Annotated in this window: 12 protein-coding genes; 5 read left to right on the top strand and 7 right to left on the bottom strand. The window is 38.4% G+C overall.

The window, feature by feature from the left end; genetic code table 11:
* Nucleotides 1–559: 559 nt before the first annotated feature.
* Nucleotides 560–1735: a 2'-O-glycosyltransferase CruG gene (gene cruG, locus AN486_RS23380; protein ID WP_053538265.1), complete on the bottom strand. Its 1176-nt coding sequence runs from the start codon at nt 1733–1735 to the stop codon at nt 560–562.
* 732 nt (nt 1736–2467) lie between these two features.
* Between cruG and AN486_RS23375 the strand changes: the two genes are divergently transcribed.
* Both AN486_RS23375 and AN486_RS23370 read left to right on the top strand, forming a co-directional pair.
* On the top strand, nt 2468–3670 hold the full coding sequence (locus AN486_RS23375) for an AAA family ATPase (protein WP_053538266.1): 1203 nt from the start codon (nt 2468–2470) through the stop codon (nt 3668–3670).
* 80 nt (nt 3671–3750) lie between these two features.
* Entirely contained in the window at nt 3751–5049 is a 1299-nt protein-coding gene (locus tag AN486_RS23370; protein ID WP_053538267.1) for an amino acid permease, read from the top strand.
* A 491-nt stretch (nt 5050–5540) separates the two neighbouring features.
* Here the strand turns inward: AN486_RS23370 and AN486_RS23365 are convergent, their stop codons facing one another.
* Nucleotides 5541–5912 (bottom strand): hypothetical protein, encoded by a 372-nt coding sequence (locus tag AN486_RS23365; protein ID WP_053538268.1) that lies wholly within the window; start codon nt 5910–5912, stop codon nt 5541–5543.
* Nucleotides 5913–5923: 11 nt separating this feature from the next.
* Complete coding sequence (locus AN486_RS23360; protein ID WP_168637211.1) at nt 5924–6073, bottom strand: DUF4276 family protein; 150 nt, start codon at nt 6071–6073, stop codon at nt 5924–5926.
* A gap of 343 nt (nt 6074–6416) precedes the next feature.
* On the opposite strand from AN486_RS23360, the gene AN486_RS23355 reads away from it, so the two are divergent.
* Entirely contained in the window at nt 6417–6983 is a 567-nt protein-coding gene (locus tag AN486_RS23355) for a Uma2 family endonuclease (protein WP_053538269.1), read from the top strand.
* Between the two features lie 118 nt (nt 6984–7101).
* On the opposite strand, the gene AN486_RS23350 is transcribed toward AN486_RS23355, so the two are convergent.
* The 4 genes from AN486_RS23350 to fdxB all read right to left on the bottom strand — a co-directional run bounded on the left by AN486_RS23350 (nt 7102) and on the right by fdxB (nt 11312).
* Complete coding sequence (locus tag AN486_RS23350; RefSeq protein WP_015078454.1) at nt 7102–7698, bottom strand: heme-copper oxidase subunit III; 597 nt, start codon at nt 7696–7698, stop codon at nt 7102–7104.
* A gap of 100 nt (nt 7699–7798) precedes the next feature.
* On the bottom strand, nt 7799–9463 hold the full coding sequence (gene ctaD / locus AN486_RS23345) for a cytochrome c oxidase subunit I (RefSeq protein ID WP_290602730.1): 1665 nt from the start codon (nt 9461–9463) through the stop codon (nt 7799–7801).
* A 49-nt stretch (nt 9464–9512) separates the two neighbouring features.
* Nucleotides 9513–10448: a cytochrome c oxidase subunit II gene (coxB, locus tag AN486_RS23340; protein ID WP_053541197.1), complete on the bottom strand. Its 936-nt coding sequence runs from the start codon at nt 10446–10448 to the stop codon at nt 9513–9515.
* 570 nt (nt 10449–11018) lie between these two features.
* Nucleotides 11019–11312 carry a ferredoxin III, nif-specific gene (fdxB, locus tag AN486_RS23335; protein WP_039200275.1) on the bottom strand — a complete coding sequence of 98 codons (294 nt, stop codon included), beginning with the start codon at nt 11310–11312 and terminating at the stop codon, nt 11019–11021.
* Between the two features lie 909 nt (nt 11313–12221).
* Between fdxB and AN486_RS23330 the strand changes: the two genes are divergently transcribed.
* Nucleotides 12222–13808: a helix-turn-helix domain-containing protein gene (locus AN486_RS23330; protein WP_290602729.1), complete on the top strand. Its 1587-nt coding sequence runs from the start codon at nt 12222–12224 to the stop codon at nt 13806–13808.
* A 671-nt stretch (nt 13809–14479) separates the two neighbouring features.
* Nucleotides 14480–15208, top strand: coding sequence for a hypothetical protein (locus AN486_RS23325; protein WP_190384401.1), 729 nt, complete (start codon nt 14480–14482; stop codon nt 15206–15208).
* The last annotated feature ends 132 nt before the right edge of the window (nt 15209–15340 follow it).

Genomic DNA, 15340 nt, shown 5'->3' with positions numbered 1-15340 from the left:
GCTTTTGGAGGATTTAGAATGGTTGGTTTATTTACGCCGTTTTGTACTAGAGGCAGGATAAATCCTGCATTGATTTTAATCCATATTCGTGATACAACTATATTGTCACTAAAGACATAAAAAGCTACCGAGGGACTCTCGGAAAGTTACGCTTGTCAGATATGATTTCGCCCGCCAGGGCCAACGAAATCAGGGCAAGAACCCAAATATTTAAGGCAGTGCCTGAAACTGGGATAACTGAGGGATATAGACTGAAACTCTCTATAGAATCTCCGCGTCTTTAGACCGGAGAGTGTCAAAATAGCCTGTGTTCTTTAAGGGAACACCAAAAAATAAATTACCCAATTTTGTGGGATGGGCATCCTGCCCGTCCTTGATGATTAGCGGGCAAGACTTGTACTGAGCTTGTCGAAGTATGCCCGCACCACAAGAAATTTTTGGGTATTTTTTTAATTGGAAGTCCCTAAGAACCAAGATATTTTCTCATGATTAAGATCGCTCTCCCCACAAGACAAACTGGAATAAAGAGCGATACCCTCAGTCAGCGCCCTAAATAGCCTTAATCCCCATATTTCCGCCCGCGCCATTGCTTAGGAGTGTGAAATGCAGATAAAAAGATGCGTAGCACCGCTAAAGGGTCAGCCAACGGAGAAAGCCAGAATAACCAACCACCAGTGGCATCTTTCCGATCATAGGAGGGAGCGATCGCTAATAATAAAGCAAAGCGAATCACCACCAAAAATATATTCAATCCTAACAACAGCAGCGCCGGCAGTGAAAGCACCAAAGAAGGCAGCGACAAATAACCCAGTAAAATCAAAATAGGTAAACCCTGCACCGCCGACAACACCCATAAATCCCCCCAAATCTGAGCGGGAGAAGCAGCATCCTTCAAATCAAGGCTGCGCCCCCATTCGTTCCAAGTTTCCCACGCCCCCTCATACATCCTCACCCTTAGCACCTTAGCCCCATCCAAAAAGCCCACCTTAAAGCCCTTCGCGGCAATATTCCGCGCCAAAGTCACATCATCACAAAAAGAACCCTTCGCGCTGCTGTAACCATCCACAGCCTTTAACACAGACCGACGACACAAAAAACACTGACCATTAGCCATCACCCGTTCCGGTTGTTCAGTATAAATCCCCGTCGGATCAAATCTATACAACAACGTCATTAACAAAGCCGGTTGTAACCAACATTCCCCCGGATACTTGAGAATAAACTGCGGTGATAAAGATACCAAATCATAACCTTTAGCGATCGCAGTTTGCACCAAACTCGCCACCAAACCAGCATCAGGTTGGATATCTGCATCCATACCCAAAAACCACTCACTCCCCTCAGAACTGAACAAAAAACCATTATGCAACGCCCAAGGACGACCCACCCACCCAGAAGGTAAAGGATCATCCGTCATCACCCGAAAGCGTGGGTCAGTCGCTGCTGCCGCTTTTACCAAATCGGGAGTACCATCTTGAGAGCGACTATCAACCACAATAACTTCCCGAACCTCATAACTTTGGCGAGTTAAACCAGCCAAAAGCGGACCAATCCGCAACGCCTCATTTAACGTCGGTACAACCACGCTCACACTGCCTAAAATTTCCGGTGTTGGCTGTTGTGGTGTTAAAGCTGGATCACGTCTAGGACCTTTCAGCAACCGGGAAAGCAAAATCGCCGTTGCCGGTACTTGGACAAGTAGCAATAGCAGTGGAATAATATTTAGCAATTTCAACCCTGACTTTTTGTATAAACTAGCTACTTTAAATCTTCTCGCAATTTAGGCAAATTGACCTAAATTATCCAGCGATATGCAATAGGCATTAGGTTTCTGGAGATTATCGGTTTCATCTAATACTTTTCCAACAACCTCTAAGGACAGGCTACGCCATCAGCATTAAGCAGCAAAACCTTTTGGTGTAATGCTATAGTATGTTACTTGACACTCTCCGGTCTAAAGACGTGGAGATTCTATAGAGAGTTTCAGTCTATATCCCTCAGTTATCCCAGTTTCAGGATTGGTTCCTTGAATATTTGGGTTCTTGCCCTGATTTCGTTTGCCCTGGCGGGCGAAATCATATCTGACAAGCGTAACTTTCCGAGAGTCCCCCGGTAGCTTTTTATGTCTTTAGTGACAGTTTGATTGTATCACGAATATGGATTAAAATTTGAAATAATTTCAAATTTTCAAATTAACGTCATTGCAGGATAAAGGAAAGCAACTAGTACAAAACGGCGTAAATAAACCAACCATTCTAAATCCTCCAAAAGCCTATGCTGTCTTCATTTTGACTTTTGACTTTTGACTTTTGACTTCCGCCTTGCGGTACTAGCCTTCATCCCTTGTCTGAAGCCCAGATGCGTTCGACTTAGGAGAACGCATCTTCAAGGGTTTTCGGCATCTACTTTATAAGTGTGATTAAAAAGTTGTGCATCATTGCCTGTTTCAACAGAGAATAATTTGACTATGGATTTTGACTATTTCCGAACCAACGAAAGTAATAACACCAATAAGAACTTTCAACACTTGTTATCTAGTGGTTGGCGACCATTTCACAGAGATTTTGATTGGGAATACTTCGGTAAAATTCTATTCCATGACACTCAAGAATTAACCCAAAAAAGTATTAATTTAGCCAGTTATTATGCTGATGCTTTAGCGAGAAAAGAATATGCTTGGTGGGCAAATATTTTAAATTTAGCTTCAGATTACACCCGTGGTGAATTCCAAAAATATTGGAACTATATTACACCAGATATGCTCACCCCAGAACAGCGCCATAAAGACTTTTTAACCACAGAAACACCCCTAGTCCAATTTGTCAGCCGCAACAGTATTCCTATTGATTACGTCCTGAATCTTCTCCAAGAAATAACCGTTTTACGAGTTTTGAAACTATTAGAACGTCCTGATGTTATCACTCAATATTACTCAGAACGAGACTTTTATTTCCCCGTTGAAAAATTTGTAAACTGGGAAAGACTAGATGTGGTTAATACAGTTTATGCCTACTGGTCAGAACATGATATTTGGTTACAAATTGAAGCTTATGAAAGAGGCAGAAGAAATTATACTTTAATGGCTAAAAATATCAAGCCATTAATTAATAAAGCCACCTATGATCTAGCAGTCATGCTGAGTGGATATCAAAGTCGTGTTGGGAAAGTTCATAGTCAGTATTCATTACCGACATTTCCCCAAGATATTCAAGATTTTACTGACATAGTTCAACAAACAATTTTAGATCAAAATCAATTAGCCGTTGTAGTACATGGCGCACCAGGTACAGGGAAAACAGCATGGACACAAAGTGTTGCTAAAGAAATTCTTGTCCCTTTAGGATATGTAATTTTCATTTTAGATCATGATGCCATCACTAACTTTGTGCCGCCAACATATTTAGAAAAGATTTGTATTATCATCAACGAAGCTGATAATTTAGCTCAAGATCGAGCTTCAGAAGTAGCACAATATAACAACAAAACCGAGCATATTTTAGCCTTATTAGATGGGACATTATACCAAAGCATAATTGACGAATCTGGTATTCAAATGCAACAGAAATTAGTCATACTAATGACTTGTAATACCACGGAAAGATTAGATCCAGCCATGTTACGTAAAGGTAGAGTAGACTTAATATGTGAGTTTACCAAAAAATTTGTTTAATTAACCACAAGACAATATCCCCGACTTCTTCAAGAAGTCGGGGATATAAATAATCTCAATAACACTAATTACCTGCACTTATGAATAAAAAAGAACAAACAGTAACGCGATTATTTTCCCATCTAAAATTTGATAATCATAAATTTCAACATCAACCCGGTAGTGTTTTAGGAAATACAGCTTTAATTGTCGGAACTACCATTGGGGCGGGGATTATTGGATTACCTGCTGTAACTTTACCATCGGGGATTATACCATCCACAATCCTACTTATTACTGTATGGCTGTATACTTTAACCTCCGGTTTATTAATTGCAGAATTGACTTTAAATGTGATGAGATTTGAGGGTATTTCTCATATAGGTTTATTAGCAATCATAGAAAAGATTCTCGGTAAACCAGGAGCGAGAATTGCCGGAATTGCCTATGTATTTAACCACTATGCCCTGTTAGTGGCATATATGACTGAAGGTGGCAAAATTTTAACAACCACAGTTGATAAAGTTTGGGAATTAGAGCATATTTCACCTCAGTGGGTAGGAACAGTCAGTTTTTTTCTCGTATTTGGTAGCCTAATGTATTGGGGTAAAGATAGATTGATAGAAAGAATAAATGGTATATTTATTATTATTTTATTAATTACTTTTTTGGGTTTATTAATATTAGGAGGAATGCAATTTCAAAACTCTCAACTTCTAGTACAAAATTGGCAATCTATTGGTAATGCTATTGCTATTATATATGTAGCAATGTTCTTTCACAGTATTATTCCACTGGTTGTAACTCAATTAGAAGGAGACATTAATAAAATTCGCCAATCTATGATTATTGGTTCATTAATTCCCTTATTCATGTTTTTAGCTTGGAATGCTGTTATTTTAGGCTGTATGACTCCAGATATTTTATCCCATAATTTCGCAAATGAGAGCGTATTTGATCCACTGCAAATTCTGCGAACTGGTCAATTAGGAGAATGGTTTGCTGTCTTATTATCAATTTTTTCTGAATTTGCAATTGTGACATCATTTATAGGTATTACCTATGGTTTAGCAGACTTTTTTCAAGATATTTCCATCATTACCAAAAGCGAAATTTCTCGTTTACCTCTTTATTCCTTAGTGTTGCTTCCACCTCTGAGTTTAGGAACATTTAATCCTAATATCTTTTTTCATGCTTTAGAATACACGGGAGCATTTAGTGTTTCCATTCTCGGAGGAATTATGCCAGCATTAATGAGTTGGAAACAAAGTCAAACACCAGAATTTGCTAATGGTAACTATCAAACCCTAGTTCCTGGGGGAAAAATAACATTAATATTTATTATGGTCGGGGCATTATTTTTAATATGTAGACAAATTTTGGTAATATATCAATTCTAAAAATGAATAATTTTCGGTTAATGAAAATTAGCAAATTTCTGAGTAAGCTGATAAAAAGTGAATAAAACCTCTCTTATCGGATAATGACAAGAGAGGATTTGGAGCTAAAGTCCGGTAGGGTAATCGGGCTATTTAATATTTAATATTTATTCGGGTTTAATCCAGTCCCCCCTAAGACATATAAATTGATGATTATCATCTACAATTGGTATCATTTACGAATTTGCATAAAAAAATCCCTTGTTTGTATAGTGCAAACAAAGGGATATACTGTTAAAGTTCGTCAGGTGATCGGAATGTTTAATTATTTAATATTTATTGGGTACGTCTTGATTCCTCCATTGGGTAGATAAAAATTTGTGATATGAAGATATTGTTGTATATTTTTAGACTATTAACATAAATACATTTATTCATATATCATATTCATGAAGAAATCATGAATTTATCGGCGTTGCTGAATTGAGGTATGAAATTCCCAAATTGAACCTTTAAAACTCAAACCTCAGTGCGTCTTTGCGCCTTTGCGTGAGACTAAAATTCATACCCTTAATCAGCAACGCCAATTTATCAATATATCGGACAAATTCTCCCAAACTAGGAACGCTATTAGCAAGGTACATATATAGAAACTCGTAATCTAAATTAGATGCAAGTCTATTGATTTGTTTCTCGCTTTTGTTATAACCTTTTCCTGCATAGTTATAAATCTGTTTCAGATCATCAGCAGGATGAGGTCTTTGTTCCATATCATCAGTTTGAGGATTAAATCCAAAAATTGATTGAATTTGCTCTGGAGTCAAACCTGGATCTATTTTGAGAAAGTGATTATATTCTGCTAAAAACCATGATTCCACTTCCATAACAGCAAGAACTATATTTTCATTATTACTTTATCAAAGTTAATTCCTTGCCGAGATTTAATCTCTATGGAAATCTGAAATTTTCCAGCAATTTCTCTCAGCAACTTTGCGACAAAAATCTGTTCTGTTTTACCCTCTACAAAAATAGCTAATTTTTTCACTATTCTATATTTTCCTCATTACCTCAACTGTGGTAATCATCATGTTGTAACCGATTACATTGAAGTGATCACGATTATAGCAAAATGGGGACTATTGCTAATGTGAAGGTCTACAATTTTCTAGTAAGTGATAGAACTTACGCAAGTGTCACACCAAAACTCTGTTGTAGGGTGCGTCAGACTGCATAAATCCTGCAAATAAATAAATTGTTGATATCTGACGCACCCTACCAATATGCCAGTTGCTTAAGTCCTGAGTGAATTACATTTAATTTCGTGCAGAGACGGAAAGGGAAATCAATAGTGTTAAAATCTAACTAAGACAATAGATGGAGTAACTCTGATGCTACAAGTTAAACATCAATTTCAAAGCTTTGAAGAATATTTATCTTATGATGATGGTACGGACAAACTTTATGAATTATTTAATGGAGAGTTAATAGAAATGCCACCAGAATCAGGAATTAATGTGCAAATTGCCAATCGTCTTTTCTTAATCTTTGCATTGTTAATAGGGATTGATAGAGTGCGAGGACATGGTTTAGAGTTGGAAGTCAGAGGAGAACCGAGAAACCGTTATCCTGACCTGACTATTATTCGAGAAGAGCATATTCAACAATTAGCAAATCGGAACACTATTCGCCTATCAATGCTACCACCTTTATTGGTTGTTGAAGTTGTTAGTCCTGGGGAATTACAAAGAGATAGAGATTTTATTGCCAAACGTCTACAATATCAAGATTGTGGTATTCCTGAATATTGGATTATTGACCCCCAAACCCAAAGCATATTGGTTTTAGAGTTAATTAACAAAATTTATCATGAGATTGGGATTTTCTCCGGTGATGATTTAGTTTTATCTCCACAATTTAATAGTCTAAACTTGAAAGGATCACAAATTTTTGCATAAGGAAAATGTGTGAATCAGGATATCCAGGATTTAAGGATTTACAGGATTAGGAAAATGTCTAAATCAAGGTTTTCAGGATTTGAGTAATTCATCATTGAGAATTACTCATTACCTATATTTACAAAATATTGAGCAGGTACACCAATGTGAAGAGAATGATCCAAATAATATCCACAAAGTGCCAATAAATTTCCGCCATTTCGATGCCCGTATGTTTAGTGGCAGAATAATGACCACGACGGAAAGAACGCCATAATACACCCAAAATTAATAACAATCCAATAAAGACGTGCAAACCGTGAAAGCCTGTCATTAAATAAAAGCAATTAGAGAAAACATTAGTAGTGAATCCATAACCTAAATTCATGTATTCATAAACCTGACCAGCTAGGAATACAGCCCCCATAATTGCGGTGATAAAATACCAAAACCGCATCCAACCCACACTATTTCTTTTAATTGCCATATCACCAAAGTGAATGACAAAACTACTAGAAACGAGGATGATCGTGTTAATGGCTGGGATAAATAATTCTACTTCTGTTCCTGCTGGTGGCCAAACTGCGGTTGTCCCTTTAAAAAACAAATAGGTGGCAAAAAATCCACCAAACATTAATGATTCAGAAGCGAGAAATGTGATTAATCCCCACACTCGTAAATCTGGATGTTCTTCATGTCCGTCGCTATGATGTTCAATTGGTGTAATTGCAGTCATATTATTATTCCTAGTAAATTTTTTCTAGTCTCACGCAAAGGCGCAAAGGCGCAAAGATAGAAAGAATTATCCTCAAAAAACCTCTGCGTACCTCTGCGTTTTAATCTGTTAGCGATGATTTATCATGTCCATAGTCATAAGGTCCATGAGTAACAACGGGTAGAACTTCCCAGTTTTCAATAATGGGTGGGGAAGAGGTTGTCCATTCCAAAGTTAAACTTTCCCAGGGGTTATCACCTGCGAGTTCGCCGTTTTTCCAACTAAAAATGGCGTTTAAGGCGAAGGGAATGACAGAAATACCCAAAAGGATTGCGCCAATGGTGCAAAGCTGGTTTAAACTGGTAAATTGGGGGTCATACATGGCAACTCGGCGGGGCATTCCTTGTAACCCTAGTCTGTGCATGGGTAGGAATGTGAGGTTTGTGCCGATGAAGGTGAGGACAAAATGAACTCGTCCCCAGGTTTCGTTCATCATTCTGCCGGTGATTTTGGGAAACCAGTGATAGATACCTGCGTAAATCCCAAAGACTGAACCACCAAATAAGACGTAGTGGAAATGACCGACTACATAATAGGTGTCGTGAACGTGAACGTCAAAGGGGGCTGTTCCCATGGTTACGCCGCTTAAACCGCCCATGACGAACATGGAAAGTAAACCAATGGCGAATAACATGGCGCTGGTGAAACGGATTTTTCCTCCCCAGAGAGTTGCTACCCAACCGAAGATTTTCACACCTGTGGGGACTGCAACTATGAGTGTGGAAATGGTGAAGAACATCCGCATCCAACCGGGTGTGCCACTGGTGAACATATGGTGAACCCAAACGAATAAACCAACGACACAAATGGCGACTGTGGAAAAGGCGATCGCTTTATAACCAAATATCGGTTTCCGGGCGTGGGTGGGAATAATTTCGGACATAATCCCGAAAATCGGCAGAATCATTAAATAAACCGCCGGATGGGAATAAAACCAAAATAAATGTTGGTAAATAACGACGTTACCACCTGCATCTGGTTTGAAGAAGGATGTGCCGAAGTTAATATCAAATAACAGCAAAACTAAACCAGCTGCTAATACGGGAGTAGAGAAAAGGGCAAGGATAGAAGTTGCTAAAATTGCCCAACAAAATAGGGGAACTTGATCCCATTTCATGCTGGGAACTTTCATCATCAAAATGGTGATGACAAAGTTAAGTGAACCTAAAATTGAAGAAGTTCCTACCAAAACAATCGCTAAAATCCACATTGTTTGGGCGTTGTTGGCGGTAACTAGACTTAATGGTGGGTAAGCTGTCCAACCTGATTGAGAACCACCAAAGATAAAACTACCTAATAATAATAATCCGGCGGGGGGATTTAACCAAAAGGCGATCGCATTTAATTTAGGAAAAGCCATATCTCTAGCACCCATCATTAATGGGACTAGATAGTTACCAAATCCACCAATTGCACTGGGAACAATCCACAAGAAAATCATGATTGTGCCATGATTTGTCATGAAGGCATTGTACAGATTTGGATCAAGAAAGTCCGAGTCCGGTGTGGCTAATTCGGCGCGAAGGGCGATCGCCATTAACCCACCAATTAGATAGAATGCAAAGGCTGTCACCAAGTATTGAATCCCAATAACTTTGTGATCAGTATTAAATGTGAAATAATCTCGAACTTTCCAGGCTGGGGGATGAGAACTATGAGTAATCAGCCGGGTTGTTGATTCGCTTGCATCAGGTGGGGGATTAACTGGAAAATTTACTTGTGTCATATTTTTGTTAGTTGTCTTTTGTCAGTTTTCAGTTATTAGCTAATAATTACTAATGACTCATAACTAATGACTTAAGATCTGCTGGACTTACTTCCAAATTGTGAATGTAGGGGTCAAGAAATTCTGACGGAGATAAATTCTCCAAATTAACTGCTACAGCATGATTCATATCTTGCTTTTGGGCAATCTGGTTTTCACTCATCCAAGCATCATAATCTGCTTGTTCATGGACGATTACTTGCGATCGCATTGAACCGTGATAACCACCACACAATTCTGCACAAACTACCGGATAAGTACCAGTTTTTGTAGCTGTAAATCGCAGTTGTGTAGGAACTCCAGGAATAGCATCTTGTTTCAGACGAAATTGGGGAACCCAAAAAGAATGAATCACATCATCTGCGGATAAATTCAATTGCACATCAGCACCAACAGGAACGTGCAATTCTCCAGCAGAAATACCACTTACAGGGTAATTAAATAACCACGCAAACTGTATACCCTTAACATCTACAACCAAATCAGCCGGTTTATTTTTGGTTTGCGGATTTTCACCAATCCCAATATTAGCTGTTTGACTAACATTCATAGCGCCTGCTGACTCATGGTGAGGATGACTACCCACACCAAAACCACCCATTTGGTTATAAATATCAACACTATAAATACCTAAAGCAATCACAATTACCGTAGGAATTGCCGTCCAAAAAATTTCTAAACTCAAGTTACCTTCTACAGGTGTACCATCAGAGTTATCTCCTTTGCGTCGTCTATAGATAACTAGAAACAGCAGAATCGTCCCTTCAACAATTAAGAAAAGAGCAACCGCAATTGTTAACATGATATTGAAAAAACCATCCACCAAAGGCGCTTGTTGCGATGCTGCTTCCGGTAATAAATGATGATTTTGACCAACCCAGATACTGATAGGGGCTATGATCATCCCAGCTAACAGTGTCCACAGCGAAACAGGAACTTTTTGCATAAATGCTACCTGCTTTGTAAATAGTAGTAAAACCAGAGTCAACAGATTTTGCATTGACTCCACCAGACAAGTGTAGAGCTTGAGGATTTTAGATTGGTGGTTTTTGATTAATTCCGCCCTGAAGAGGCGGGGAACCTGTCCCGAAAATTCCCAATCTAAAATCTGAAATTTTTCGGTCAGCAAAGATAGACTTTGGTAGCCACAGAATTATTTTCTGAGGACAAAATTATCTTTGATATTTTCACTATTACTGTTCTAACTTGTATCTAATCAAAAATCGGTAAACTTCCATATTTTTTCATATTGATAACCACAAAATCCCCGACTTCTTGAAGAAATCGAGGATCTAAGAGGTTGATATTTTCATAAATCAAATAGCAGCAGAAAAAATATTAGCAAGTATGATTTTTTTAGATGATAGCAACTTACGATTTACGTTTCTGTTTACTGCAAACCTTTTAACCGACTACGGTAAATATTAAGATTCCCCTCTAATTACCTTGCCTATAGACTTAACCAAAATAACCGATGTTTTGCAGGACATCACATCGTTAAACATTACCAAAGATGTTATTTGTCTAGTGTTACATGACTATAACAATTTTTAGAACAAATTCGAGAACAAGCTTCACAGCCAATACAGTTTTCTGGGTTAGTAACAACCATTACTTTCCGTTCTACTTCTTCCTCATCTTCATCTTCTACAAATTCACCTTCTTCGTTTAAAGGCATTAAGCCCAAAACTTTATGACCACAAACTTTCATACATCTGCCACAACCGATACATTTCTCTTTATCTATTTCTTGGGCAAATTTAGGAGTCCAAGCAGTACCTCCAAAGGTCAATCCTGTTAATGTAGCCATGAATAAAACCTCAGCAATTTTAGCTAGATGTTAGTTAATCCTTTAATCTTCATACTAGCCTGATATTTCATTTTTTCAATCACAAAAGTTAACTTTTTTATCAAATTTTGATGACCTGCTAAATAATATTATTTATTTTTGCTTATTTTAAACTATTAAATGATATTACTTATTGATAAATTTATCTAGTGTGCTTGGATAAAAAGCTGATTAATCAAAGGTTTCGAGAATTGTGTTTAAAGTTATTTTCTCAATAAATATCAATTAATGCGTCTAAAAATACCCCATTCAATAAGAATAATAATCAATTAGCACCCATTATTATTAGCTTCATTAACCTCCTATTTGCAAATATTTTCTAATTAGATAAAAATATTCTACTAACAGTATTAGTAAATACAAACTTAAAAAAATCATTTCCTCTATTTTTGAACTATTTTCTTCACATCCTAAATCACTAAATCACGTAGGTTAGGTTGACAAAGGAAACCCAACATTTTCGCCACCTTGTTGAGTTTTGTTCCATTACTCCGTAACGCTGACGCGAACAATCGAACCTACGGCTATAAGATGTTCTTCAAAAACATTCAGACTAATTTATATAGCCCAAAATAAACATTATGACAGTAAATATCCAGGTAAATATTAAGAAATTCTGCCAAGCTCATACTGAACAATCTTATTGAAATCTTTATGAAAAGTATAGTTAATGAAGAAGCAATGAAGCCCAACTTTGCAAAATATAAATAGCTACAAAATCTGGCTTCATTCACCCTATGAGTAATTAATCAGGCGAGAAACATATCTTCTTGTTATAGAGGTAATTTGGTAGCGAGTTATGAATCAAAAGGACACATTAAGGGGAGACTTGAGCCAAACATCTCAACGATTAAAGTAGGAAGACGGACTATGCCGCATATAATTCCTAACCACAGTTGCGTGGGATGTGACAACTGCCGACCCCTATGTCCTACGGGTGCAATTAAAATCGAAGATGATGAATATTGGGTTGATCCTGCCCTTTGTAATAATTGTGATGGCTATTATTCACAACCACAATGTGTAATTGCCTGTCCCACAAATGCGCCTATTCCTGTACACGCCAAAAAAGGAAGATGTAAAATTGAACCACGAGATGTTACCAGTCCCGATTTATTTTCTAATGGTAAGAATAACCCCTTCGCTTCAGCCATAGTTATCTGGGAAGCTTGTAATTTACTAGCGCAACGAACATCTTTACAATGGGAAAAAGATGAGGAAGGTAACTTACATTACAGTCGCTCAGTTAATCAAGGACGAGGGACAATTTCCTTTCATCTTCAAGACCTATTTCCAGTTAACAACCGTGCTAATAATTCACAAGCAATTGATTATTTAGACATCCGGGCTGCTTGTATTCATCTTATTTTCGCCGCTCAAATTACAGCCTTAGATCAACCTTGGGAAGAAGAATTTACCATTGATGAACGACAAATTGAACAGTATTTGGGCTTAGAAAAACGTAAAGACCTCAGCAAAAGTGCCAAACTCGGTTTAATTAAAAATATCGTCTCTCAGACTTGTTCTCTCATGGTTTCTATTGACTGGCCACAACAAGGTAGAGTTCCCAGTTTTTCCATTAAAGATAGTTATTTATGGAATTTGACAGATACCCAACACCATTTTCAAGAAGATGATCAAGGTTGTAAATATTTAGTGGGACTGACATTTACAATTAAAGCTGGGATTTGGACTAAACATTTCTTCAACAGACAAGGATGCAAAGAACGAACCACATTTTATCAATATGGTAGTCTTCCCAAAACTCTACTCACCACAGTTATGAGTCTGTGGCAACAACACGAAGGCGCTGTTAGACTTATGCTTTGGTTATTGTTTAAAACAAAAATGGGTAGAGAACAACGCATCACTATTCCTACCTTGCTGCGCGTTGCTTATGGTGAGGAAAAAGTGACCCAAGCTTCCAGACACAGGGAAGAACGGAAACGCCTACTTAAAGCCTATGAAAATGATTTAGAAGTTCTCAATCATTATGGAATCAAACCATTATTTGATCCTGTTACCTATCCCCCAGAAATTCAGCCTTTGTGGGCAAAATTAGTAGATATACCAGAAGACCCAGAGGAAGCCTTAGAATTTTGGATTAATGATGGTAGTGGTGAAAATCGTCTCACAGACAGCGGACCACGTGGTAAATGGAATTTACTTCTGAACGCACGCATTTTATCTTTTGAACTCCCGACCGATTGGGAAAATCGTTCAGAATCAGATAAAAAACAACGTCGCCCCACTAAAGCAAAAAGCAATCATCAACAAACAGGTAATTTGCTAGGGGAAGAGGTGATAGAAGGACGAAAAAAAATGAACCTCTCCCAAAGGGAACTAGCCAAGTTGATGGAAAAAAGCCAAAGCTGGATTCGTGATGTGGAAAAAGGGCGCTTAAAAGCTAAACTAGACGATCAAATGCTCTTGAGACAATTGCTAGATATTTCATAAAGTACAGCAGGAGTCAGGAGGAAAATTCTCTTGGCTTTTGATGTAAATTTTTTACGCAGCTTAGTTAATTAGACAAAATCAAGATCCGAATTTTAATTTTTGGTGTTAGATGGTGAGTATTAACAAAATTTGTTAACTTGAGGTCAGTAACCCAGCCCTAAAGGGACTGGGCTTGGAAGAGTAATCAAGCAAGCCGTACTGACCAGACCACCCTGAGCGGCTTGCCCTGACTTGTGCCGAGCGAAGTCGAGGTAGCGAAGTCGAAGGGAGTCGAAGGGAGTCGAAGGGTAGCCGTTATTTGAGTCACGACACCCACCGAATGCGTTCGCGCCAGCGTGCCGGAGGCATCTAGCTAACATTACCCCAGAAATGGGAGGCTATGAGTGAGCAAAACATTATGCGTACAGAGTTGGAGAATTTGAATCGGTAATTGTCCCGTTGAAAGTACATTACAAAAGTACCCCAAATTTCCCAACTCCAAGGCGGTAATGAAAAAATATTCAAAGCGGTTAAAACCGTGGTCAGTGAGCAGTTCGGCAAGCTCACTGTAACACTTGTCGAACTGCTCGTGCCGTTTCCCTCTCAGGGAGCCAAGCCGCTGAGTTTCCCACTTACCGGGTATTCTTATGATATCTAGATAGGTATCAATCTTAATTTATTGAGGAGTGAACATGAGTAATATTATTTTTCGTAAAACTTGTTTAGCCTTACCAAGTCTTGCAGCTTTGGTAGTTTTAGGTAGCGGACTTTCCGTAAATGCTCAGACAGTCGAACCAGAAACAATTATTCTTCCCAGCAACCAAACATCAATATCCACCGTTGCTACAGAAGAAATAGCCAGTCGGACAATCACACCCGTACCAGGAACTGTAGAAACTTCATCAGTTATGCTCAATTCTGGTTCTACACCAGCTACCGAAAAAACAGAACCATCCAATCAAATAGCACAAAGTCCGATTGGCATAGGTAGAGCCACTCGTGGTGGTAGTAGCTATATCGGTGTTGGTCTCAACGTTGGTGCATCCGGTAGCTTTTCAGCTTTGAGTGATGGTAATTTCACTGTTATCAGTAAAATTGGTCTGACCAAAACCCTATCAGTTAGACCATCAGTAATATTAGGAACAGATACAACATTTCTTGCTCCTATTACTTACGACTTTGCTTTTAAATCACCAGATCCATTTACAGAACCTTTACCCATAGCTCCTTATATTGGACTAGGTGCAGCCATTAAAACAGGTGATAAGTCTAACACTGAAGCTGCTTTGCTAGTCACTGGTGGTATAGACGTACCTCTCAATAGCAGATTAACCGCCACAGCCGCCGTCAACGCTGGATTTTTTGATAAAACTGATGTGGGAATTTTATTAGGAGTCGGTTATAACTTTACTGGTTTTTAGAAGCGAGTAGGGGCGCAGGGCCTGCGCCCTTTCTCAGGAGTCAGGAGTCAGGAGTTCAGAAAGAAGAAAGAAGAAAGAAGAAAGAAGAAAGAAGAGGGAAATTTCTCCCCCTGCCCCTACATCCCCCACATC

Origin of the sequence: Anabaena sp. AL93 (genome assembly GCF_001672085.1) — a bacterium.
Classification (GTDB): Bacteria; Cyanobacteriota; Cyanobacteriia; order Cyanobacteriales; family Nostocaceae; genus Dolichospermum; species Dolichospermum heterosporum.
The sequence above is the reverse complement of the archived record's forward strand: the minus strand, read 5'-3'. Positions and strand labels throughout refer to the sequence as shown.